Source organism: Pandoraea norimbergensis (genome assembly GCF_001465545.3).
Taxonomy (GTDB): domain Bacteria; phylum Pseudomonadota; class Gammaproteobacteria; order Burkholderiales; family Burkholderiaceae; genus Pandoraea; species Pandoraea norimbergensis.
Map to the genome: position 1 here is coordinate 695,470 of NZ_CP013480.3, position 23,470 is coordinate 718,939.

Here is a 23,470-nt window from a genome sequence, read left to right on the forward strand (position 1 = left end):
GGCGCACGCCATGCTGCGGACACAGGACATGGGCGCGCCGCCTTTCAATCACCTTTCAATGACCTTTACGAGAAAGCGCTGTCGGACGCCGCCATGCCTGCGTGTAGCGCTCCACCACGATTTGAATGCCGTGATAAAGCAGGCACGCGAGCATCGAGGTGAGCACGACCAGCGTGGCCATGGCGGCGGCGGGCCCGATCGAGCCGGTTTCGTCCATGTTGACGATGGCCACCGACGCCAGCGAGGTGTCGGCCGAATACAGGAAGACCACGGCAGACACGGTGGTCATCGCGTTGACGAACAGATAGCGGCTGATGTCGATGATCGACGGCAGGCAGATTGGCGCCGACACGCGCCAGAACGTGCGATAGAAGGGCACCTTCAACGAGGCCGACACGTACTCGAATTCCGGATCGATCTGCTTGAGCGCCGTCACTGCCGTGAGATGGCTCGACGAGTAGTAATGCACGACGTTGACGATCACGAGAATCGCCAGCGAACCGTACAAACCGTGCAGCGGGTTGCCTTCCGGCACGAAGAAGAAGATGTAACCCAGACCGAGCACCAGACCGGGCACGCCCATCGGCAGCACGGCCATCATGCGGATGAAACCGCGCACCCACGTGAGGCCCTTGGTCTTCTCCAGCAGATAGGCGATGACGAAGATCACCGCTGTGCCCCAGATCGCGCACCAGAACGCCATCTGCACGCTGTTGATGTAGGCATCGACAGCGCCGCTTTCCACCAGTCCGAAACGATAGTGGCCGAGCGAGAGGCTGAAGTTGTACGGCCAGAATTTCACGAACGAGGCGTAGACCGCCATGCCGAGAATCGCGAGCATGATCGCCGCCATGCCCCAGCACAGTACTGCCATCGTCCAGTCGAAGCCGCGTGAGGGCTTGGGCACGTAAGGCACCGCGCGCGCCGAGAGCAGCGCCTGCTGCTTGCGCTGCACGACCGAGTCGACCAGATAGGTGATGCCCACGGGCACGAGCAGCACCAGCCCGACGACGGCGCCCTTAGAGAAGTCCTGCTGTCCGATCACGAGTTTGTAGATGTCGGTGGCGAGCACGTTGAAGTCGCCGCCGATCACCTTCGGAATCCCGAAGTCCGAAATCGCGTAAGTGAAGACGATCATCGCGGCGCTGATCACACCGTATTTCGCCCCGGGCAGCGTGATCGTGAAGAAGCGTCGTAGCACCGGCGTGCCGAGCGCATCGGCCGCTTCGTAGAGCCGTGCGTCGGTGAGCGAGAGCGCGGTGATCATGATCATCAGCGCGTGCGGGAATGTGGCGTTCACGAGCGACATCACGATGCCGAGCGGCCCGTAGATATCGATGTCCCCCATGAACGGCCGCAATACGCCCTGATTGCCGAACCAGAAGATGAACGAGATGGCGGGCAGCAACGTGGGCCCGAGAATCGGAATGAGCGCGATATTGCGCAGCAGCGTCTTGCCGCGGATACAGCTGCGCGTGAGCGCATAGGCAAAGATGAACGCCAACGGCACCGTGATGCCGGTCGTCACGATCGAAATCCACACGCTGTTCCAGATCGAGCCGAACAGCGCGGGCGAGTGGAAGTACTCGCGGAAGTGCCGCAAGCCGACGAAGTGGCCGTCGTTGTCCTGCACGCTCTTGATGAGAATGGCGGCCATCGGTGCGAGCAGAAAGAGCACGCCTGCGGCGGCGGCCACCAGCAACAGCGCCTGCGCAAGCCGGTCCGTCCAGTGCGATGCCAGACGTGCAGGGCGCAACGTCGAGGGCGGCGCGCTGCCCGCCGGTCCTGCATGTGAGGCGGGTGCAGCATGAGAACTCTGGGCGGAGAGCGGCGCGGCCGCTTGCCCCGGCGAAGTCGCAGTCAGTGTCGACGGTAAGGAACTCATCGTGGCATCACCCCTGACGGAAGACGCGCACGGCGGCGCGCGGCACGGCAAAGCGCAGGGCGCTGCCGGCGGCCGGTTGCAGGGCCTGCATGTCAGCAGGCGAGAGGTCGGCATAGAGCGCGTGTTCGCATGCCTGCATGCGCAGGGTCACCCGCGAGAACGCGCCGAGAAATTCAATCTTCTCCACGGCGCCGTCGAAGACGTTCGCTTCGTCATCGAGGTCGTCGAGATCGCGCACACGCACGTCTTCAGGGCGGAAGAACACGCGAATGTCTTCACCGGTACGGCAGCCGTTGAGCGTGCCGCAGGTCAGTTCGTAACGGCCGACTTGCACACGTCCGGCGTCACCGAGGCGTGCGGGCAGGATGTTGGTTTTGCCGACGAAATCGGCGACGAACGGCGTGGCCGGATGCTGATAGATCTCACCGGGCGTGCCGACCTGCTCGATCACGCCATGGTTCATCACCACGATGCGGTCGGCCATCGACAAAGCCTCTTCCTGATCGTGCGTGACGAGAATCGTCGTGATGCCCAGCCGCTGTTGCAGCGCACGGATCTCGCTGCGCAAGCGCACCCGCACGCGAGCGTCGAGTGCCGAGAGCGGTTCGTCCAGCAGCAACAGGCCCGGCGACGTCGCCAACGCGCGGGCGATGGCGATGCGTTGTTGTTGCCCGCCCGAGAGTTGTCCGGGAAATTTTTTGCCCGCGTCGGGCAAGCCGACCATCTCGAGCAACTCAGCGACGCGTTGGTCGCGCTCGGCGCGCGGTACGCGACGGTTGGTCAGGCCGTAGGCGACGTTTTGCGCCACGCTCAGATTCGGAAACAGCGCGTACGACTGGAACACGATGCCGTAGTCGCGCTGCATGGGCGGCAAGGTGGAAATATCGCGGCCGTTCTGCGAGACCTTGCCGTGGGTCTGCGCTTCGAGCCCGGCGATGATGCGCAGCAGCGTCGTCTTGCCACACCCTGACGGGCCGAGAAAACAAAGCATCTCGCCGCGCCGAACGGTGAGATTAATGTCACCCAGCACTACGGTGTTGTCGAACCGTTTGTGGATGCCGGCGAGGCTCAGATACGTGTCGTCGCTCATTCGGGGGACCTCCTGCGATGTCCATGACTACTTGTGTGTTGCGAGGCGGCGCGCGGTGCGCTTGGCGGTGGCAGTGCCGGGTGAAACACGTCGCCCCCGGCACTTGCCATCTGCCGCAAACTCAGCGCTACCTCAGCACTGCGCGGTCGATGCCGCGCTCGTCACTTCTTCTCCGACTTCGCGCCGTATCGTTTCTGCCACTCGGAGAGGACCGATTCGCGGCTCTTGGCAATTTCCGTGAAATCGTTCTTCACGAGCATGTCGGGATAGTTGGCGGGAATCGTGTCGAACTTCTTCGCCACGCCCGGATACGCCACGATGGCCCAGTCCTTCGCGTACATCTCGTTGGCTTCCTTGCTGGCCAGCCAGTCCATGTAGCGCTTCGCAGCGTCCATCTTCTTGGTGGTCTTCACGATGCCCGCGGCTTCGATGTCGTAGCCCAGCCCCTCCTTCGGAAACACCAGATCGATCGGCGCGCCGGCGGCCTTGGTGCGATGGGCGTTGAATTCGAACGAGATGCCGATCGGGTACTCACCTGCGCCTGCGTCACGACAAGGCTTCGAGCCCGAGTGCGTGTACTTGACGATGTTCTTGTCGAGCGCGTCCATGTACTTCCAGCCGCCCTCCTTGCCGAACATCTGGAGCCACGCCGTCACGTCGAGAAAGCCGGTGCCCGAAGTGGCCGGGTTCGGCATCACGATCATGCCCTTGTAGATGGGCTTGGCCAGGTCTTCCCACGACGTCGGCTTCGGCAAGTTGCGCTTGGCCGCTTCCACCGTGTTGAAGCACACCGTCGCGCCCCACACGTCGAGTCCGATCCACGATGGCGGCGTGGCCTTGTCGCTGTAGGCCCGCGTGAGCTGATCGAAACCCTTGGGTGAATACGGCGTGAGCAGGCCTTCCTGCTTGATCAGTTCGAGACTCGATGCGGCGAGCCCCGCGATCACGTCCGCCTGCGGGTTGGCTTTCTCGGCGAGCACCTTGGCGGTGACCACGCCGGTGGAATCGCGCACGTACTTGATTTCGATATCGGGGTTCGCTTTCTGGAAGGCCTCGGCGTACGGCCGCATAACTTCGACCTCCCACGCCGTGTAGACAGTCAACGTGGTCTTGGCGAGGGCGTGGCCGGCCTGAGCGGCACAGACAAGGCCGGCGGCTAGGGCGGCGGCAGCACGCAGGGCGCGGCGCATCGATTGGTTCATGAATGGCTCCTGTGGGTCGGGCAAAAGCGCCTTCTATGAGGCGATGTGTTGCATATTATTGGCAAATTATGTCTTTTTCTTGAAACTCTTTGCATTTGTCATCTGCTCGTCAAATACCTCCAATAGTATGGAAATCATTGATTCAGATAGAGTTTTGTCGCTGCCTTCACCAACTCACCCCGACCGTGTTGCCAAATTTGTCTGCGATGTCGGATGTGTTTTGTTGACAATCTACAAAGTGATGTGCTTGAATGTCAAGCAACAAAAATAATCACGTAACGCCACAAATTGCCTCGCGTGATTGCTGAATGTTCGCATCAGAGTTCAGAGATAAGGAAGACGGTATGACCCCTAAGCCCACTTCGGCCACGGCCATCGAGTTGCTGCAAAGCCAGTCGCTCACCACGCTCGTGCAGCACGAGATCGAGCGCCAGATCATGGCCGGCACGCTCACGCCCGGGACCAAGCTCAACGAGATTGAAGTGGCGGGGCGTCTTGGCGTGTCGCGTGGCCCGGTGCGCGAGGCGTTTCGTGCGCTCGAAGAAGCGGGGCTGCTGCGCACCGAAAAGAATCGCGGTGTGTTCGTGCGGGTGATCTCGCTCGAAGAGGCCGAAGAGATTTACACCCTGCGCGGCGTGCTTGATGAGTACGTGGGGCGCACGCTGGCCGAGGTCATCACGTCGGAGCAACTCACGCGGCTGCGCGAGTCGGTCGAAGCGATGCATCAGGCCGTGGAAGCGGGCGACAGCGAGGCGTACTACCAGTTGAACCTTGCGTTTCACGACACGCTCGTCGAGATGGTCGGCAACCGCAAGTTGCTTGAAACCTATCGCCGGCTGGTGAAGGAGTTGAGCCTGTTCCGCCACGAAGCGCTGACCGCCGATACGTCGGCACCGCCGAAGTCGGAACGTGAGCACCGCGACATCGTGAGCGCCATCGCTTCGCGCGATCCGGCGCGCGCCGCTCAGGTCATTCGCGAACACTTGTCGCGCGGCCAGGCGCGCATTCGCGAAGCGCTGGCGCGTGCGCCCGGCGCGGCGCCGACGCAGGCGAAGGCCGGCTAATTAAACATTGACGTGATCGAACGAATTGCCCTTGAGGAGACCGACGTGAACCAGCCCGTGCAGATCCAAGTGAATGGCCGCCAGTACCGGCTGCCGCAACAGCCCACCGTCATCGTGTGTGTCGACGGTTGCCAGTTCGAATATCTCGAAGCCGCCGCCAACGCCGGTGTCGCGCCGTACCTCAAACACCTGCTCGCCGATGGCGCGGTGTTTCAGGGCGACTGCGTGGTGCCGTCGTTCACCAACCCGAACAATCTGTCCATCGTGACCGGCGCCCCCCCGGCCGTGCATGGCATCTGCGGCAACTACTTCTACGACCCCGCCGCCGACGGCGGCAAGGGCGCCGAAGTCATGATGAACGACCCCGCCTACCTGCGCGCGGGGACAGTGCTGGCAGCTGCTGCCGACGCCGGTGCCAAGGTGGCTGTCGTCACCGCCAAAGACAAACTGCGCAAGTTGCTCGGCCACCGGATGACCGGCATCTGCTTCTCGTCGGAGAAGGCCGATCAGGTCACGCTCGCCGAGAACGGCATCGAAGACGTGCTGGGTCTTGTGGACATGCCGGTGCCGGATGTCTATAGCGCAGAACTCTCCGAGTTCGTGTTCGCGGCCGGTGTGCGCTTGCTGGAAACGCGCCACGTCGACCTGATGTACCTGTCGACCACCGACTACGTGCAGCACAAGTGGGCCCCGGGCACCGAAGGCGCCAACGCCTTCTACGCGATGATGGACAAGTACCTGCGCCGCATGGACGAACTCGGCGCGGTCATCGGCCTGACCGCCGATCACGGCATGAACGCCAAGCACGATCCGAAGACCGGCCAGCCCAACGTGATCTATTTGCAGGACTTGCTCGACGACTGGCTCGGCAAGGGTGTGGCCGAAGGCGGGGCGCGCGTGATTCTGCCGATCACCGATCCGTATGTCGTTCACCACGGTGCGCTCGGTTCGTTCGCCACCATCTACCTGCCGCGTGATATCGACCGCGATGCCATTCGCAAGCGCATCGCCGCGTTGCCGGGTCTCGAAGTGGTGCTGACCAACGCCGAAGCCTGTGCGCGTTTCGAACTGCCGCCCGATCGTGTCGGCGACCTCGTGGTCGTGAGCGATCAGTCGGTGGTGCTCGGCACGAGCGCCAGCCGTCACGATCTGACCGGGCTGACCGTGCCGCTGCGCTCGCATGGCGGTATCTCCGAACAGACCGTGCCGCTGCTCTTCAATCGCAAGACCGAAGGCATTCCGGGCAAGGCGCGACTGCGCAACTTCGACATTCTCGACGTCGCGCTCAACCACGTCTGAGTCACGTCTGGACTAACGCTGCCCTACGCCGGCACCCCGACCAGTTTGAATACGCTGTGGAGAACCCCATGAACGCGCCGCACAAGCTGCATCCCGAGTTTCGCGCCGAAGCCCTGCGCATCGGCGGAGAGAAAGTGACCCGTGAACGGATCATCGAAGTCTTCAACCCGTACTCGGGCGATCTGGTCGGCACGGTGCCCAAGGCATCGCTCGACGACGTGCGCCGCGCGTTCTCGATTGCCAAGCAGTACCGCTCGAAGCTCACCCGTTTCGAGCGCGCCAACATTCTCGACAAGGCTGCCGCGCTGCTGCGCGAGCGCACGGCGGAAGCCGCCGCCATCATCACGATGGAGTCGGGGCTCTGCAAGAAAGACGCGGTGTATGAAATTGGCCGCGTGGCCGACGTGCTCGGGTTCGCGGCAGGCGAAGCGCTGAAAGACGACGGTCAGGCCTTCTCGTGCGATCTCACGCCGCACGGCAAGAAGCGCCGTGTAGTGACGCAGCGCGAGCCGCTGCTGGGGGCGATTTCGGCCATCACGCCGTTTAATCATCCGATGAATCAGGTGGCGCACAAGGTCGCGCCGTCGGTGGCCACCAACAACCGCATGGTGCTCAAGCCGTCGGAGAAGGTGCCGCTCTCGGCGTATTACCTCGCCGACACGTTGTATGAAGCGGGCTTGCCGCCGGAAATGCTGCAAGTGATCACGGGCGATCCGATGGAGATTGCCGACGAGATGCTGACCAACGAGAACATCGACATGATCACCTTCACCGGTGGTGTGTCGATCGGCAAGTACATTGCGTCGAAGGCCGGTTATCGCCGCATCGTGCTGGAGCTGGGCGGCAACGACCCGTTGATCGTGATGGAAGATGCCGACCTCGATCGCGCGTCCGATCTCGCCGTGCAAGGCTCGTACAAGAATTCGGGCCAGCGCTGTACGGCGGTCAAGCGCATGCTCGTGCATCGCGACATCGCAGCGCAGTTCACCGAAATGGTCGTGGAGAAGACGCGCGCGTGGAAGTACGGTGACCCGAGCGACGGCAATAACGACATGGGTACCGTCATCGACGAGGGTGCCGCGCGTCTGTTCGAAGCGCGGGTGAACGAAGCGGTGGCGCAGGGTGCCCGGTTGCTCGTGGGCAACAAGCGCGAAGGCGCGCTGTACTCGCCGACGGTGATCGACCGCGTCGACCCGAAGATGACGGTGGTGCGCGAAGAAACCTTCGGGCCGGTGTCGCCCATCATCACGTTCGGCAGCATCGACGAGGCCATTGCGATTTCCAACGGCACGGCGTTCGGGTTGTCGTCGGGCGTCTGCACCAACCGCCTCGACTACGTCACGCGCTTCACCGACGAGTTGCAGGTCGGCACGGTCAACGTCTGGGAAGTGCCGGGCTACCGCATCGAGCTGACGCCGTTCGGCGGCATCAAGGATTCCGGCCTCGGCTATAAAGAAGGGGTGCAGGAAGCGATGAAGAGCTTCACCAACACCAAAACCTTCACGTTGCCTTGGGGCGCATGAGGGTGGCGTGAGGTGAGGTTCGGGGGTGTCGCGGGGCGTGTCGGCGGGACAATCCTGCCGGTGACGTTCCCGCTGTCACCCTTACGCAACAAGGCTTAGCAGAGTCGGTGCAAAAATTGTGACAAATTCATGACACGATTGTTGCGCCCGTCATTTTGGTGTACGGTGTACCGATTGGGGATACGCATGACGCGTGAACTTCATACGCATCCCGACGCCAGTTTTGATCTGACGCGGGATGCCTGTATGGCAAACCAGTGGTCGCGTCATGCCGGCGGCGCAGGGCGCTGCCCGTCCCGTCGACAACAAGATCACGGAACACTGGCATGCTGACACTGCTCAACCTTCTCTCCGGCGTAGCGATGCTGATCTGGGGTACGCATATCGTGCGTACCGGGGTCCTGCGCGTCTACGGCGCCGATCTGCGGCGCATTCTGTCCCACAGCATTTCGAACCGCTTTCTGGCCTTCGCGGCCGGCGTGCTCGTGACCGGTCTGGTACAGAGCAGCAACGCGACCGCGCTCATCGTCTCGTCATTCGGTGCGCAGGGGTTGATTGCACTGGCACCGGCGCTCTCGATCATGCTCGGAGCCGACGTCGGCACGGCGATCATGGCGCGGATCCTGACGTTCGATCTGCACTGGCTCTCGCCATTGCTGATCTTCTTCGGCGTCATCTTTTTCCTCTCACGCAAACAGACGCGCGCCGGGCAACTCGGCCGTGTGGCGATCGGCCTTGGCCTGATTATTCTTGCCTTGCAACTGATCGTCGGCGCGACCACGCCCATGACGCAGGCCGCTGGCGTGAAGGTGCTGTTCGGCTCGCTGACTGGCGACGTGATGCTCGACACGCTGATCGGCGCGCTCTTCGCGATGATCTCGTATTCGAGTCTGGCCGCCGTGCTGCTGACCGCTACGCTGGCCTCGTCGGGCGTGATCTCGCTGAAGGTCGCGCTGTGTCTCGTGATCGGTGCGAATCTGGGCAGCGGCATGCTCGCCATGCTGACCTCGGCAGGCCAGAACGCGGCCGGGCGTCGCGTGGTGTTCGGCAGCCTCATCTTCAAGCTGATCGGCTGCCTGATTGTGCTGCCGTTCGTCGACTACGCACCGCTGCTGGTGAGCTGGCTGTCGGACCAGCCGGCGCAGGCGGTCGTGAACTTCCACGTCATCTACAACCTGATTCGCTGCGTGGTCTTCCTCGCGTTCACCGAGCCGATGGCGCGCCTTTGTGTGCGACTGCTGGCGGAGAAGCCCGAGGCGGACACCAGTGCGCGACCGCGCCATCTGGACGAGAGTGCACTGTCGATGCCGTCGGTGGCCTTGGCCAACGCTACGCGCGAGACCTTGCGCATGGGCGACATCGTCGAGCAGATGCTCAACGGGCTGCTCGAAGTCATTCGCAGCAACGATGTGGTGCGGGCGCGTGAAACGCGGCGGATGGACGACGACGTCGATCATCTCTACACGGCAGTGAAGATGTATCTCACACGGGTGTCGCGCGAGAACCTGAGCGAGCCGGACAGCCGCCGCTGGACCGACATCATTTCGCTGACGATCAATCTGGAACATGCGGGCGACATCATCGAGCGCATGGTGACCGAGGTCGAAGAGAAGAAGATTTCGCACAAGTTGTCGTTCTCCGAGGCGGGCTTGCAGGAGATTTGCGACATGCACGCGCGGCTCGTGACCAACCTGCAACTTGGCTTGTCGGTGTTCCTGAACGGCGACCTCAAGAGCGCACAGCGCCTGATGACCGAGAAGGAAAGCTTTCGCGATCTGGAGCGGGCGTATTCGTACACTCACCTGAATCGTCTGGCGGGGCAGTCGGTGCAGAGTATCGAGACGAGTTCGCTGCATCTGGACATCATCAGCGACATGAAGCGGTTGAATTCGCTGTTCTGCTCGACGGCATACACCGTGCTGGATGACGCCGGTGCGCTGCGCAAGAGCCGCATGCGCGACAAGCCGAAGGAAATCAAAGAAACCAAGACGCCGAAGGAAACGAAGGTGTCGAAGCTGGCGGCGTTTGCCGATGTCGCGACGGCGGCCGCCCCATCGGATTCACGCGACGACAACGAGAGTTCACACGATGGCCCTGAGCCTGCCGGACATCCGCACCCTGTTCGATAAATTTGGCTCGCTGGCCTACAGCGGCGAGCCTGTCACCCAGTTGGAGCACGCGCTGCAAAGCGGCGCGTTAGCGCAGAGCGAGGGGGCCGACGAGGCGCTCGTCGCCGCCAGTTTTCTCCACGATCTCGGCCATTTGCTCAATCTTCAGGGTGAGACGCCCACCGAGCGCGGCATTGACGATCTGCATCAGTACTACGCCCTGCCTTTCCTGCGGCCGCTGTTCAGCGATGCCGTACTCGAACCGATCCGGTTGCACGTCGACGCCAAGCGCTGCCTGTGCGCCGTCGATCCCGAGTATTTCAGCCAACTCTCCGTCGATTCCGTGCGCAGTCTTGCGTTGCAGGGCGGCGTGTTTAACGACGACGAGGCCAAGACGTTTCTTGCACGTGACCATGCGGAAGCCGCCATGCGGCTGCGCCGCTGGGACGATCGCGCGAAAGTCGCCGGCATGGCGACGCCTTCGCTCGATCACTTCATGAAGATGCTGGAGCGCGTCACGATTCAGTGAGGCTTTGCGAGTGAGGCGATGCCGCGCCCGAAGATCAGGCGCGGCATGCAGTGAAGCGTGAAGGGGGATGATTGCTGCAATCAGCGCGGCAATTTCGCCCGCCAGCTAGCAGGCACACAACGCAGGGCCAACGCGCGCGACGGCTGCCAGAACACCGACAGCAACAACAGCGCAGCGCCCACCACAACGGCGACCACGGGCAATCCGTTCGCATCGGAAGACGTCACAAGCACCTTCATGATGGCGCTGATCACGTACAGCAGCGACGAGAGCATGAGCGCGCGCCGGTCGATCACGAGCGACACCACCGTCAACACCAGAAACACTGCGATAGCCGCGAACGGATGCGCCGGCATCAGCGTCCAGAAGATCGGGTGCGTGACCATGCACGCGGCGACCAGATGCAGCCAGAAGGCGACATCCGAGCGAATCGTCACGCGTTGCGGGTCTTGTGCATCCCAGCGCAGCGCCCGCACGAAAATCGCGAGCCCCACGAGCACGCTGGCCACCAAGATCCACTCAAGGAAGTTTTCCTGGAGCACAAGGATGTGGAACCACGTGGTGGCGACGACGCCGGCAACACCGAACGCGATCGCGACCGGCACCCGAAAGCGCCACCAGTAGAGCGCTGCACCGGCTGCCGTGAAAATGGCCGTGCCGCCGAGCGTGAACCAGCTCATCGATTGCCGCACGCCGCTGACGTCCTGCGTCACGAGCGACGCGTTGCCGAACCCGATCAGCGCCACCGCGCTGATAAACCCGAAGCTGAAACACAGTGCGGGCAGCGCCATGCGGCGGCGTCGCACGAAAATCTCGGACAAGCCCCACGTGATGGCGGCGGAGATCAGCATCTGCAACGTCGTCGGTAGCGACATCGTCAACCACCCGGTGCCGAACGACAGCAGCCATGCAGCGATCACCACGAACACATCGTTGAAGCTTGTGACCAGTCGCAGCGGCTCGTCGTCGACGCGTTGCTGCTGCGACGCCGGGTCCATCGCGTCGCGCGAGGGCGGTACTGAGGCCGAAGGGGAGGGGGATGAAGCGGAGGACGGCGGGAGGTCGGGGGGCGTCATGTGCGGGCAGATCGGTGAAAGTGACAAGCAGTGTAACTGCGCTACGCATTCACCGGCCGACATTAGACGCAACACTCAGTGATCACTCAGCGACCACTGGGCCATATTCCAACTGAGCGATCACGAAGGTGTCCCCGGGCGGGGACGCTCATTCGCGATGCGTGCGCGGCGAGGCAGACATCTTCGCCGCGCACGAGAACAAAGCGAATTATCCCGCCAATGCCGTAGCTTCGATCTCGACGGCAACACCGTGACTGAGTGCCGGCACCGGCACGACGGCGCGCGCAGGCTTCGCGTCACCGGCCCATGCCGTGTAGACCTCGTTGAACGGTCCCCAGTCATCGACATTCGTGATGTACACGCGCACTTGCACCAGCCGTTCGATCCGGGTGCCGCAGGCGGTGAGAATGGCGGCGACGTTATCCAGTGCCTGTTTCGCCTGCACGGCAAACGGTGCCCCGACGAGCCGCTCGCCTTCCGGCGTGATCGGCAGTTGCCCCGAGACGAACACAAAGCCGTTGGCGCACACGCCGTGTGAATAGTGACCACGCGGCGGTTGCAGCGTGGGGACATTCACTTCTTCGATACCGCGTTCCAGCGCACTCATACAGCCTCCCCGAGGGTAAGTTTGGCGAACCGTGCCATATCAACGTTGCCGCCGGACAAAATGATGCCGACGCGCTTGCCCTTCACATCCAGCTTGCCTTGCAGCACTGCGGCAGCGGCGAGGCAACCAGTCGGCTCGACCACGATCTTCATGCGGCTCGCGAAGAACTTCATGGTCTGCACGAGTTCGTCGTCGGTCACGGTCAGGATGTCGTCGACCAGCGAGCGAATCACCGGGAACGTGTAGTCCCCCAGATGCTGCGTCTGCGCGCCATCGGCAATCGTGCGCGGCGTCTCGATGTGTACGATCTTGCCGCTGCGAAAGCTCTGCTGCCCGTCGTTGCCGGCCTCCGGTTCTACACCGTAGATGGCAATGTTCGGATTGAGCGCACGGGCCGCGACGGCACAGCCCGACAGCAGGCCGCCACCACCCAGACACACGACAAGCATGTCGAGCGTGCCGACGTCTTCAATCAATTCCTTGGCGGCGGTGCCTTGGCCGGCCATCACGTGCGGATGATCGTAAGGCGGAATCAACGTCATGCCGCGCTCGGTCGCCAGACGCGTGGCGAGCGCTTCGCGGTCTTCCTTGTAACGGTCGAAGAGCACGACTTCCGCGCCATAACCGCGCGTGGCGTCGATCTTCATTTGCGGGGCGTCCTGCGGCATCAGGATGACCGCTGCTACGCCCAATTCACGCGCGGCGAGCGCAATGGCCTGCGCATGGTTGCCGGACGAGAAGGCCAGCACGCCACCGCGCTTCTGTTCGGCCGTGAACTGCGAGATGGCGTTGTAGGCGCCACGGAACTTGAACGCGCCCATGCGCTGGAAGTTCTCGGCCTTGAAGAACAGTTGCGCGCCGGTCATGGCGTCGGCCGTGCGCGAGGTGAGTACCGGCGTGTGGTGTGCGGCTTCGCGAATCCGATCATGGGCGGCCGCGACATCGCCGTACGTGATCGCCAGTTGGGGAGCAGTCATGATGTGCCTTTCGGGTCGGAGAGGTAGGTGTAGACGGTCGAGCGGGCCACGCCCAATGCGCGCGCGATTTCCGCGTGGGCATGACGCAGGTCGAGCAGTCCGCGCGCTTCGATCATGCGAATGGCGTCGCGGCGCTGGGCCAGCGAGAGTCCTTGCGGCGTGGTGTTGCGCTGCGCGGCAAAGTCGGTGATGAGCGGGGCAATGTCGTCGAGCCGGCGTGTGGCGAGCGTCTCGTGCACGGGCGCCGGCGACGCGGTCTGAATGTTCACCAGTTGCTGCACGCTGGCGGCGGCCGCCGCGAGCATGGAGATATCCATGTTCAGGCAGATCGCGGCGACATACTCGCCGCCGCTGTTCTTCAAGCCGATGGAAGTGCTCTTGGCCGGGCGCCCGTCGGGGAACCGGTTCGCGTAATTGGCGATGACTTCGGGGAATGCGGGATCGGCAATTCGCGCGAGCCCCATCTCGGTCACGGCGTCGCCGGGCTGGCGGCCTGACAGATTGTTGGCGATGGCCACGATCGCGTGATCGGGATCGGTCAGGTCGTGCAGCACCACTTCGACAAGCGGCGCGAACGTCTGGCCGAGCGCCTCGACGATCTTGCGGCCTTCACGCAACAGCAGTGCGTTCTCGTCGCGCTTGCCCGTACCGGGGGATTTGGTGGATTTCATGATTTGACATTATGTCACTCGGTGACGAAATGTCAAATTCGGCGTCTGATGGGTGCCGGACGCCTGTTGTCAGTTGATCCGCGTGTCAGACCAACTGCTTCTCTGCCAACTCGCTCTTGAGATAGCCGTAGTAAATCGGCGCGGCGACGAGTCCGGGCAGGCCGAAGGCGGCTTCCATCACGATCATGGCGAGCAGCAGCTCCCATGCGCGCGATTGAATCTGCGTGCCGACGATGCGCGCGTTGAGGAAGTATTCGAGCTTGTGAATCACGATCAGGAACACCAGCGACGCGATTGCCACGTACAGCGACACCGACAGGCTGAGCACCACGATAAACGTGTTCGAGATCAGGTTGCCCACCACCGGCAGCAGGCCCACGACGAATGTGACCACGATCATCGACTTGCGCAGCGGCACGTGAATGTCGAACAGCGGCAGCACGCCAAGCAGGAAGATCGCTGTGAAGACCGTGTTGATCGCCGAGATCTTCAACTGCGCGAAGACGATGCGCCGGAACGCATCGCCGAAGCGCGTGACACGCCGCGAGAGCGCGGCCGCGAGCGGTTGCATGTGCTGCACCGGACGAATCGACGAGAGCGCCACCAGCGCACCCAGTACCAGCCCCACGATGATATGGACCATCGCGTTGAGCGCTTCCTTGCCGACCAGCGACATCTCCTGCGTGTGATCTTTCAGAAAGCCCGTCACAGCCTGATGAATGTCGTCGCTATCGGCGGGCAACCGGTCGGTAATCCACGAGGGCAACTGCGTGCGCGCCTGCTCCACCGCCTCCATCATGCGGCCGTTGATGTGTTGCAGATGCCCGGCGTCGCTGCGAAAGAACGTCACCACACCGAAGATCAGCGCCGTCATCAGCGCCACGATGATCGCCGAGAGCAGCGCGACGGCGACCAGCCGTGCACGCTCGCTCGAAATACGCAGTTGCAGGCGTGGTCCGAGTACGTGCACGAGTTGGAAGACGATCATGCCCGCAAGCACAGCCGAGAGCAGGTGAATGCTCAGAATCATCCACAGCGCCGCAGCGGCGAAAATGTAGCTTGTCAGTTCGACCCAGAAGGCTCGATCCGTTTTCCAGCCAGAACGCGGTTCCATGCGTTGACGTCCTTGTCAAAAACCTATCGCTGAACTTGCGCTCACGCGCTGCGTTTGAGCAGCGGCGCGAGATACTTGCCGGTGAAGCTCGCCTTGCTGGCCGCCACGTCCTCGGGCGTGCCCTGCGCGATGATTTGCCCGCCGCCCGCACCGCCTTCCGGTCCGAGATCGATCACCCAGTCGGCCGTTTTGATCACGTCGAGATTGTGCTCGATGATGACCACGGTGTTGCCCTGATCGCGCAGTCGGTGGATAACGGTGAGCAACAGTTCGATATCGTGGAAGTGCAGACCGGTCGTCGGTTCATCAAGGATATACAACGTTCGGCCCGTATCGCGCTTGGAGAGTTCCAGCGACAGCTTCACGCGCTGCGCCTCACCGCCCGAGAGCGTGGTGGCCGACTGGCCCAGACGGATGTAGCCAAGACCCACGTCCAGCAACGTCTTGAGTTTGCGCGCCACGACCGGCACGGGCTTGAAGAACTCGTGCGCCTGTTCGACCGTCATGTCGAGCACTTCCGAGATATTGCGCCCCTTGTATTGCACTTCGAGCGTTTCGCGGTTGTAGCGCTTGCCGTGGCAGACGTCGCACGGCACGTACACGTCGGGCAGGAAGTGCATTTCGACCTTGATGACGCCATCGCCCTGACAGGCTTCGCAACGTCCGCCCTTCACGTTGAACGAAAAACGTCCCGGGTCGTAGCCGCGTTCCTTGGCTGCCGGCACACCCGCGAAGAGTTCGCGAATCGGCGTGAACAAGCCCGTGTACGTCGCAGGGTTCGAGCGCGGCGTGCGGCCGATGGGCGACTGATCGACGTTGATGACCTTGTCGAAGTGTTCCAGCCCCTCGATCTGCTCATACGGCGCAGGTTCGGCCTGCGAGCCGTAAAGATGCCGCGCGACGGCGTGATACAGCGTGTCGTTGATCAGCGTCGACTTGCCCGAGCCGGACACCCCCGTCACACAGGTCAGCAAGCCGACTGGCAGATCGAGACTCACATGCTTCAGGTTGTTGCCGGTGGCGTCGATGATGCGCAGACGGTCTTCGCCGGGGGCGCGACGCTCCTGAGGCACTTCGATGCGGCGTGCGCCCGACAGGTATTGCCCGGTGAGCGATTCCGGCGAGTTTTCGATCTGCTGCGGGCTGCCCTGTGCAATCACCGTGCCGCCGTGCACGCCGGCACCCAGCCCCATGTCGACGACGTAGTCGCTCGCGAGAATCATGTCCTCGTCGTGTTCCACCACGATCACTGAGTTGCCGAGGTCGCGCAGATGCTTGAGCGTGCCGATCAGGCGATCGTTATCGCGTTGATGCAGGCCGATCGACGGCTCGTCGAGCACATACATCACGCCGGTGAGGCCCGAGCCGATTTGCGACGCGAGCCGGATGCGCTGCGCTTCGCCGCCCGAGAGCGTGTCGGCGCTGCGTTCCAGCGAGAGATAGTCGAGACCGACGTTATTCAGGAACGACAGCCGCGCGACGATTTCCTTCACGATCTTGTCGGCGATCTCGCGTTTCGATCCGTGCAGCACGAGTTCGTGGAAATACCCGAGCGTTTCGCGCAGCGGCAGGTTACCGATCTCGTAGATCGCGCGCGCCTGCGGGCCTTCGCCCACTTTGACGAAACGTGCCTCGCGGCGCAGCCGGCTGCCTTCGCAATCGGGGCAGGCGCGGTTGTTCTGGTACTTGGCGAGTTCTTCACGCACGGCGACCGAGTCGGTCTCGCGATAGCGGCGCTCAAGGTTCGGGATGATGCCCTCGAACTCATGCTCGCGCACCGACGTGCGGCCCTTCTCGTTGACGTAGGTGAACGGAATGGTCTGCTCGCCCGAGCCGTACAGCACGATCTTTTGCGTGTCTTCCGGCAATTCTTCGAACGGCGTATCCACGTCGAAATCGTAGAACGCGGCGAGGCTTTGCAGCATCTGGAAGTAAAACTGGTTGCGGCGATCCCAGCCCTTGATCGCGCCCGACGCGAGCGACAGTGCGGGGAAGCCGACGACGCGCTTCGGATCGAAGAACGTCATCTGTCCCAGCCCGTCGCAGGTCGGGCAGGCGCCCATCGGGTTGTTGAACGAGAACAGGCGCGGTTCGAGCTCCTGCAACGAATACGAGCAAACGGGGCAGGCGAACTTCGAGCTGAAGACGTGCTCTTTGCCGGTGTCCATTTCGAGGGCGATAGCGCGGCCATCGGCCAGACGCAGTGCCGTCTCGAACGATTCGGCGAGGCGTTGCTTGAGGTCCGGGCGCACCTTGACGCGATCGATGACCACGTCGACCGAGTGCTTCTCCGTCTTCTTGAGCTTGGGCAGCGCCTCGATGTCATAGACGCGGGCCGTGCCTTCGTTGGCCGCACCGCCGCCCGAGCGGATGCGAAAACGCACGAAACCCTGTGCCTGCATCGACTCGAACAGATCGGCGTGTTCGCCTTTACGGTCGACGACGATCGGCGCGAGGATCATCAGCTTGGTGTCTTCGGGCAGGGCGAGTACGGCGTCGACCATCTGCGCGACGTTCTGCGACTGGAGCGGCAGGCCGTGATCGGGGCAGTGCGGGGTGCCTACGCGGGCGTAGAGCAGGCGCAGGTAGTCGTGAATCTCCGTGACTGTGCCGACGGTCGAGCGCGGGTTGTGCGAGGTGGCCTTCTGTTCGATGGAAATCGCGGGCGAGAGGCCTTCGATCAGATCGACGTCCGGTTTTTCCATCAATTGCAGGAACTGCCTGGCGTAAGCCGACAGGCTCTCGACGTAGCGGCGCTGACCTTCGGCATAAAGCGTGTCGAAAGCGAGCGACGACTTCCCCGAACCGGACAGGCCGGTGATCACCACAAGCTGATGACGGGGCAGGTCGAGATTGACGTTCTTGAGGTTGTGGGTACGAGCCCCACGAATACGAATGGTTTCCATTGACGGTTCCGGAGTCGTCGCCGATGAACCCGCGCGGCGAATTGTCGCGGGAGCGGGTTCCGGCCCCCAAGAGCCCTGGTTTCCCGGGTCGTCAGGCCACGCCGGCACGGCGAAGCCGGGCATCGGCACAACAGGCGGCGGGAGCGGTCGGGCGGACCGCAGGGGGGAAATCCGGGCGGCTAAACCTGCTAATATACCTAAGTTTGATTTCTGGGGCAGAACCTGCTGATCGCACAGTGCGGGCGGGTTGCCAACGTGGGGACAGATGGGGACGAACGGCCCGATTACCAGAGGCTCGCCCCGCAGCAGCGCGACATACCTTGTGACATACCGCCCGACATCGGGCAGATGGCCCCCGAGAGGGCTGTGCACGGGTGGTTTCGCGGCGCCGTGATCGAGCAGTCGAGCAGGCAATCCATCAGATCAACCCGAGGCTGGACGAGCTTTTTCATCTCTCAGGACGTAATGTCTACCGATTCCGTGACTTCCGCATCCCCTGCCACGACGAGCGGCCGTGGTGGCCGCATGACTCCGCTAGAAGTGCGCGCGAGTGCATCGCTGGCGAGCATTTTCGCGCTGCGCATGCTTGGCCTGTTCCTGATCATGCCGGTGTTCTCTGTCTTTGCGCAGACGATTCCCGGCGGCAACAACACCTTTCTCGTCGGGCTGGCCATCGGCATCTACGGCCTGACACAGTCGCTGCTGTACATCCCGTACGGCTGGGCGTCTGACCGGATCGGGCGCAAGCCGGTCATTATTTTCGGCCTGATCGTGTTTGCGATCGGCTCGCTGATTGCGGCAATGGCGCACGACCTGACGTGGATCATCGTCGGGCGGGCGATTCAGGGCGCGGGAGCGATTTCGTCAGCCGTGATGGCCTGCGTGGCCGACCTGACGAGCGACGCCAACCGGACCAAGGCGATGGCGATGATCGGCGGCAGCATCGGCGTGTCGTTCGCCGTGGCCATCGTATGCGCCCCGTTCCTGTATCACTGGCTGGGCATGAGCGGCCTGTTCTCCGCCATCGGCATTCTGGCGGTGGTTGCGATCTTCGTCGTGCTGTGGGTGGTTCCCACGCCACCGGTGCACGCCAAGGCCGGCCCCGCGCCGTTTTCCGAAGTGCTGCACAACCCTGAACTGCTGCGCCTGAACTTCGGCGTTTTCGTGTTGCACGCGACGCAGACGGCGCTGTTCGTGGCGATGCCGCGCATGCTGGTAGCGGCGGGCTTGCCGGTCGCGCAGCACTGGGAGATTTATCTGCCGGTGATGGGGCTGTCGTTCGTGGCGATGGTGCCCGCGATCATTGCGGCGGAAAAGCGCGGCAAGATGAAGATGGTGCTGCTATCGGCGATTGCGCTGGTCGCGATTGCGCAGTTGGCACTGGGCGGATTGCCGCCGACGGTGGCCGTCATTGCGGTGGTGCTGTTCGTGTATTTCCTCGGCTTCAACGTGCTGGAAGCCTCGCAGCCGTCGCTGGTGTCGAAGCTCGCGCCGGGGCAGCGCAAGGGCGCGGCGGTGGGCGTCTACAATACGACGCAGGCGCTGGGACTGTTCTGTGGCGGCGCACTAGGGGGTTTTCTTATGACCCACTACGGTCAGAACGCAATATTCCTGACTTGTGCAGCGGGCGCTTTCGTGTGGCTTATAATCGCCGCACCGATGAGGCCTCCTGCGCCTCGTCAATCCTGAGCGGATTTCAGCAATTCCGGAGAAAGTTTCATGGCATCAGTCAACAAAGTCATCCTGGTCGGCAATCTGGGCGCCGATCCCGAAGTCCGCTACCTGCCTAGCGGCGATGCTGTAGCGAACATTCGTCTTGCGACGACCGACCGCTATAAGGACAAGCAGTCTGGCGAATTCAAGGAGATGACCGAATGGCATCGCGTGTCGTTCTTCGGCCGTCTGGCGGAAATCGTCAATGAGTACCTGAAGAAGGGCTCGTCGGTGTACATCGAGGGCAAGATCCGCACGCGCAAGTATCAGGCGCAGGACGGCACCGACCGTTACAGCACGGATATCGTGGCTGACCAGATGCAAATGCTGGGTGGCCGTGGTGGCGAAGGCGGCGGCGGTGGTGGTGGCGGTGGCTATTCGCGTGGCGGTGGCGACGAAGGCGGCGGCGGTGGCGGCGGTTACTCGCGCGGCGGTGGTGCAGGTGGTGGCGGTGGCGGCGGTGCTCGCCAGCAAGCCCCGGCCAAGCAGTCGGGCGGCTTCGACGACATGGACGACGATATCCCGTTCTGAAGCTGACCTAAAGCTTACCCACGTAGGACGCTTGAACAAAAACCCCGATGGCTTTACGCCCTCGGGGTTTTTTGTTATTGGCGCGCAATTCACGGGCTTGATGAGGCGGCGCCTCGATCCGGGACCTTATGCGGTGTCATCGGCACCCGTGCCCACCGCGCTCCCCACACCATCCGCACCCCCCACCCGCCGAAGCTCGCGCAGAAACGAGGGTTCATCGCCGCGGCCATGAGGTACAAACGTGTTCGACGCGAAAAGCCAGATTTCGAGACGTGCTGCGCTATCGGGCTCGCCCACGACCCCGAGTGTTCCTGCGCGTAGTTCGGTCTCGATCATGCCTTCGGGCAGCCACGCAACACCTTCCCCGAGGAGGGCCTCCACCTTGAGGGCTTCGACGAGGGCACTCTCGTAGCGCAAGGCCAGTGGGAAGCGTGTTTCCAGTTCCGCGTGCAATGCCGCCGTCACTTTTCCCAGAAACGAGTCGCTCGAATAGGCCAGCAATGGCAACGCACCCCCGTCTTTCGGCGGCAGAGGATAGCGCGGCGCACCGTCGGCCGTCAGCGCCGAAACCGGCACAAGTGCCGTTTGTCCGACCTGCATCCCCCGCAACGAAGACTTCGCCAGCAGGTTGGGAATGCGCGGGTGGCAATAACACAGCGCGAATTGGCACGCGCCACTCAGCAGCAAATCCACACACTCATCGAGATCGGCAGCAACCACGGACGCGCGTTGGGCGTCGTCGTGTCTCTGCTGGCGCCACCAGTTGGGAAAGAAGTAGATCGCGAGTGAGTGCGGCATCGCAAACTTGAGCGTGCCTCCCGCGGCCTCGCGCGATGCGATGGCTTCGCGGCGGCTCCGGTACAGGTCAGCCACGATCTGTTCGGCCAGCGGCAGGAATGCCGCGCCCGCGCTCGTCAGCATGACGGGATACGACGTGCGGTCGATGAGCGGCACGCCGTACCACAACTCCAATGCCTTGATCCGGCGGCTCAAGGCCGATTGGGTCATATGCCGTGCCACGCAGGCCTGCGAAAAATTTCGCAGTCTCGCCACCGCGAGAAAGTCCTCGAGCAGTCTCAACTCCATTTGGGTGCCTCAGGCGTTCCATTCGAATTCCCCGAGATTTGCTGCGCGCCCGGGCATTGTCAACAGGAAATTTTCGGCGCACTGCTGCACGCGAAAAACTATTCCGGTCTCGCATAGTTGGCGTTCGATTCGTCATTGGAATCTCATTTTTTCGCTGCTTAGAATCGTTTGCATCAACACGTATGCAGAGGAAGCAATGAGCGAAACACATGCCGCGCGAGCGCGGGTCGTCGGCGTTATTGGCGGGATGGGTCCGATGGCGACTGCCGATCTTCTCGCGAAGATCACATTGGCAACGCCGGTCGATACCGAGCAGGATCACCTGCGTGTGCTGGTGGATTCCAACCCGCAGATTCCCGACAGAAACCGCGCCATTCTGGGCAATGGCGAGTCTCCCGCGATGGCACTGGCCGAGACCGCGCGCGGTTTGCAGCGCAGTGGCGCCGACTTTCTCGTGATGGCTTGCAACACGGCGCACGCCTTTGCCGGTGCGATCCGCGCGGCGATCTCGATTCCGTTCGTGAGCATGATCGACGAAGCGTGCGACGCCTGCGTCCGAACGCAACCGAATGCCATACGCGTGGGTTTGCTCGCCTCCCCCGGCTGTCTGAGCGCGGGTATCTATCAGCGCGCGCTCACACGGCGTGGGCGTCAGGCGGTGGTCCTTCCAGAACCCTTGCTGGCGGAATTCGCTGCGCTGCTTTACCGGATCAAGACAACCGGCCCGTCGGACGACGCACGCATCGGTATGAAGACGCTCGCCGATGCGTTGGTCGCCGCGGGTGCCGACGTGCTCATCGCCGCTTGCACTGAAGTGCCGCTCGTGCTGCAAGCAAGCGATACCGGCCGTCCGCTGATCGATGCCACCGAGAACCTCGCACAACGTTGCGTGCAATACGCGCGCGGCAACGAACTCTTTCCCGCCACCTACTGATTCATCACCAGAGAATCGCTATGCACCTCTCCAAATTTCCCCGCGTCCGACTTGGCCATCTGAACACACCGCTTGAGCCGATGCCGCGCTTGAGCGAGCACCTCGGCGGCCCCCGTCTGTACATCAAGCGCGACGATTGCACCGGACTTGCCACCGGTGGCAACAAGACCCGCAAGCTCGAATTCCTGATGGCGGACGCTCTCGTCAAGGGGGCCGACACGGTCATCACGCAAGGGGCCACGCAATCGAATCACGCGCGCCAGACGGCCGCAGCGGCGGCCCGGCTCGGCATGCGCTGCATCATCCTGCTGGAAGATCGCACAGGCAACGAGGCGCACGACTATCGCAACTCCGGCAACGTCTTCCTCGACCGATTGTTCGGCGCACCGACGCGCACCTATGCCGGAGGCACCGACATGAACGCCGCGATGACTGCCGTCGCCGAAGAGGTCCGTGCGCAGGGCGGTGTGCCGTACGTCATTCCGGGCGGCGGTTCGAACAGCATCGGTGCGCTCGGCTACGTCAACTGCGCGCTGGAGATCGTCGCGCAGGCCAATGAGCAGCAGATCCGTATCGATCGCGTCGTGCACGCCACCGGCAGCGCCGGCACGCAGGCGGGGCTTGTCGCTGGCTTTGAAGGCATGCGCAGCGGCATCGACGTTCTGGGTATCGGCGTGCGTGCCCCGCGCGAGGTGCAGGAAAGCAATGTTCACAAGCTGGCGTGCGAAACGGCCGAATTGCTCGGCATGGGCGACGCCGTCCGGCGTGAGCGCGTGATGGCCAATTGCGACTACGTGGGCGCCGGTTATGGCCTGCCGACCCCCGGCATGGTCGAAGCCGTCTCGCTCGCCGCGCGAACCGAGGGCTTGCTGTTCGATCCGGTGTACTCCGGCAAGGGCATGGCGGGGTTGATCGACTTGATTCGCAAGGGGCACTTCGGCGCGGACGAGACGATTGTGTTTGTTCACACCGGCGGTAGTGCGGCGCTGTTCGGCTACATGGACACCTTCGACACGGTCCTCTCGCCGTCGTCCGACACAAGACAGCGCTGATCCCGTTCGCCGCGCCGCCGCGCGGCGAGCGCGCCGACACTTCCCACATCACACAAAGACGAAACGCAATGCGCCGGGGCGCTGCCCCAAGGTGCCGGGACGC

Annotated in this window: 19 protein-coding genes; 9 read left to right on the plus strand and 10 right to left on the minus strand. The window is 62.9% G+C overall.

The window, feature by feature from the left end:
• Positions 1-55: 55 nt before the first annotated feature.
• From AT302_RS03145 to AT302_RS03155, 3 genes are all read right to left on the minus strand, one after another.
• On the minus strand, positions 56-1,885 hold the full coding sequence (locus AT302_RS03145; RefSeq protein ID WP_084656000.1) for a putative 2-aminoethylphosphonate ABC transporter permease subunit: 1,830 nt from the start codon (positions 1,883-1,885) through the stop codon (positions 56-58).
• Between the two features lie 7 nt (positions 1,886-1,892).
• On the minus strand, positions 1,893-2,975 hold the full coding sequence (locus tag AT302_RS03150; protein ID WP_058377174.1) for a putative 2-aminoethylphosphonate ABC transporter ATP-binding protein: 1,083 nt from the start codon (positions 2,973-2,975) through the stop codon (positions 1,893-1,895).
• A gap of 161 nt (positions 2,976-3,136) precedes the next feature.
• On the minus strand, positions 3,137-4,177 hold the full coding sequence (locus AT302_RS03155; protein ID WP_058377175.1) for a putative 2-aminoethylphosphonate ABC transporter substrate-binding protein: 1,041 nt from the start codon (positions 4,175-4,177) through the stop codon (positions 3,137-3,139).
• A 344-nt stretch (positions 4,178-4,521) separates the two neighbouring features.
• On the opposite strand from AT302_RS03155, the gene AT302_RS03160 reads away from it, so the two are divergent.
• The 5 genes from AT302_RS03160 (at position 4,522) to AT302_RS03180 (ending at position 10,700) form a co-directional block, all read left to right on the plus strand.
• A complete protein-coding gene (locus tag AT302_RS03160; RefSeq protein ID WP_058377176.1) occupies positions 4,522-5,241 on the plus strand; it encodes a phosphonate utilization associated transcriptional regulator in 720 nt (239 codons plus the stop codon).
• Positions 5,242-5,286: 45 nt separating this feature from the next.
• Positions 5,287-6,540, plus strand: a complete 1,254-nt coding sequence (gene phnA / locus AT302_RS03165) for a phosphonoacetate hydrolase (RefSeq protein ID WP_058380063.1) — start codon at positions 5,287-5,289, stop codon at positions 6,538-6,540.
• Between the two features lie 68 nt (positions 6,541-6,608).
• Positions 6,609-8,063: a phosphonoacetaldehyde dehydrogenase gene (gene phnY, locus AT302_RS03170; RefSeq protein WP_058377177.1), complete on the plus strand. Its 1,455-nt coding sequence runs from the start codon at positions 6,609-6,611 to the stop codon at positions 8,061-8,063.
• A 326-nt stretch (positions 8,064-8,389) separates the two neighbouring features.
• Complete coding sequence (locus AT302_RS03175; protein WP_084656001.1) at positions 8,390-10,192, plus strand: Na/Pi cotransporter family protein; 1,803 nt, start codon at positions 8,390-8,392, stop codon at positions 10,190-10,192.
• Positions 10,152-10,700, plus strand: coding sequence for a phosphonate degradation HD-domain oxygenase (locus AT302_RS03180; protein ID WP_058377178.1), 549 nt, complete (start codon positions 10,152-10,154; stop codon positions 10,698-10,700). Before AT302_RS03175 ends, AT302_RS03180 begins: the two co-directional genes overlap by 41 nt.
• A gap of 80 nt (positions 10,701-10,780) precedes the next feature.
• Here AT302_RS03180 and AT302_RS03185 read toward each other — a convergent pair whose 3' ends face one another.
• The 6 genes from AT302_RS03185 to uvrA all read right to left on the minus strand — a co-directional run bounded on the left by AT302_RS03185 (position 10,781) and on the right by uvrA (position 18,051).
• Positions 10,781-11,776: a hypothetical protein gene (locus tag AT302_RS03185; protein ID WP_157125668.1), complete on the minus strand. Its 996-nt coding sequence runs from the start codon at positions 11,774-11,776 to the stop codon at positions 10,781-10,783.
• Positions 11,777-11,984: 208 nt separating this feature from the next.
• Complete coding sequence (locus tag AT302_RS03190; RefSeq protein ID WP_058377180.1) at positions 11,985-12,383, minus strand: RidA family protein; 399 nt, start codon at positions 12,381-12,383, stop codon at positions 11,985-11,987.
• The gene (locus tag AT302_RS03195; RefSeq protein ID WP_058377181.1) at positions 12,380-13,360 is read right to left on the minus strand and encodes a threo-3-hydroxy-L-aspartate ammonia-lyase; all 981 of its coding nucleotides are present in this window, start codon (positions 13,358-13,360) and stop codon (positions 12,380-12,382) included. Before AT302_RS03195 ends, AT302_RS03190 begins: the two co-directional genes overlap by 4 nt.
• A complete protein-coding gene (locus tag AT302_RS03200; RefSeq protein ID WP_058377182.1) occupies positions 13,357-14,031 on the minus strand; it encodes a helix-turn-helix transcriptional regulator in 675 nt (224 codons plus the stop codon). The genes AT302_RS03195 and AT302_RS03200 overlap by 4 nt, the downstream gene beginning before the upstream one ends.
• Positions 14,032-14,116: 85 nt before the next feature.
• Positions 14,117-15,145, minus strand: coding sequence for an AI-2E family transporter (locus AT302_RS03205; RefSeq protein WP_058377183.1), 1,029 nt, complete (start codon positions 15,143-15,145; stop codon positions 14,117-14,119).
• A gap of 41 nt (positions 15,146-15,186) precedes the next feature.
• Complete coding sequence (uvrA, locus tag AT302_RS03210) at positions 15,187-18,051, minus strand: excinuclease ABC subunit UvrA (RefSeq protein WP_058377184.1); 2,865 nt, start codon at positions 18,049-18,051, stop codon at positions 15,187-15,189.
• A 525-nt stretch (positions 18,052-18,576) separates the two neighbouring features.
• On the opposite strand from uvrA, the gene AT302_RS03215 reads away from it, so the two are divergent.
• Entirely contained in the window at positions 18,577-19,740 is a 1,164-nt protein-coding gene (locus AT302_RS03215) for an MFS transporter (RefSeq protein ID WP_058377185.1), read from the plus strand.
• A gap of 30 nt (positions 19,741-19,770) precedes the next feature.
• Positions 19,771-20,295 carry a single-stranded DNA-binding protein gene (locus AT302_RS03220; protein WP_058377186.1) on the plus strand — a complete coding sequence of 175 codons (525 nt, stop codon included), beginning with the start codon at positions 19,771-19,773 and terminating at the stop codon, positions 20,293-20,295.
• A gap of 126 nt (positions 20,296-20,421) precedes the next feature.
• On the opposite strand, the gene AT302_RS03225 is transcribed toward AT302_RS03220, so the two are convergent.
• Entirely contained in the window at positions 20,422-21,381 is a 960-nt protein-coding gene (locus AT302_RS03225; protein ID WP_058377187.1) for a LysR family transcriptional regulator, read from the minus strand.
• A gap of 196 nt (positions 21,382-21,577) precedes the next feature.
• On the opposite strand from AT302_RS03225, the gene cuyB reads away from it, so the two are divergent.
• Positions 21,578-22,315, plus strand: a complete 738-nt coding sequence (gene cuyB, locus AT302_RS03230; RefSeq protein WP_058377188.1) for a cysteate racemase — start codon at positions 21,578-21,580, stop codon at positions 22,313-22,315.
• Between the two features lie 20 nt (positions 22,316-22,335).
• Complete coding sequence (gene cuyA / locus AT302_RS03235; protein WP_058377189.1) at positions 22,336-23,367, plus strand: D-cysteate sulfo-lyase; 1,032 nt, start codon at positions 22,336-22,338, stop codon at positions 23,365-23,367.
• The last annotated feature ends 103 nt before the right edge of the window (positions 23,368-23,470 follow it).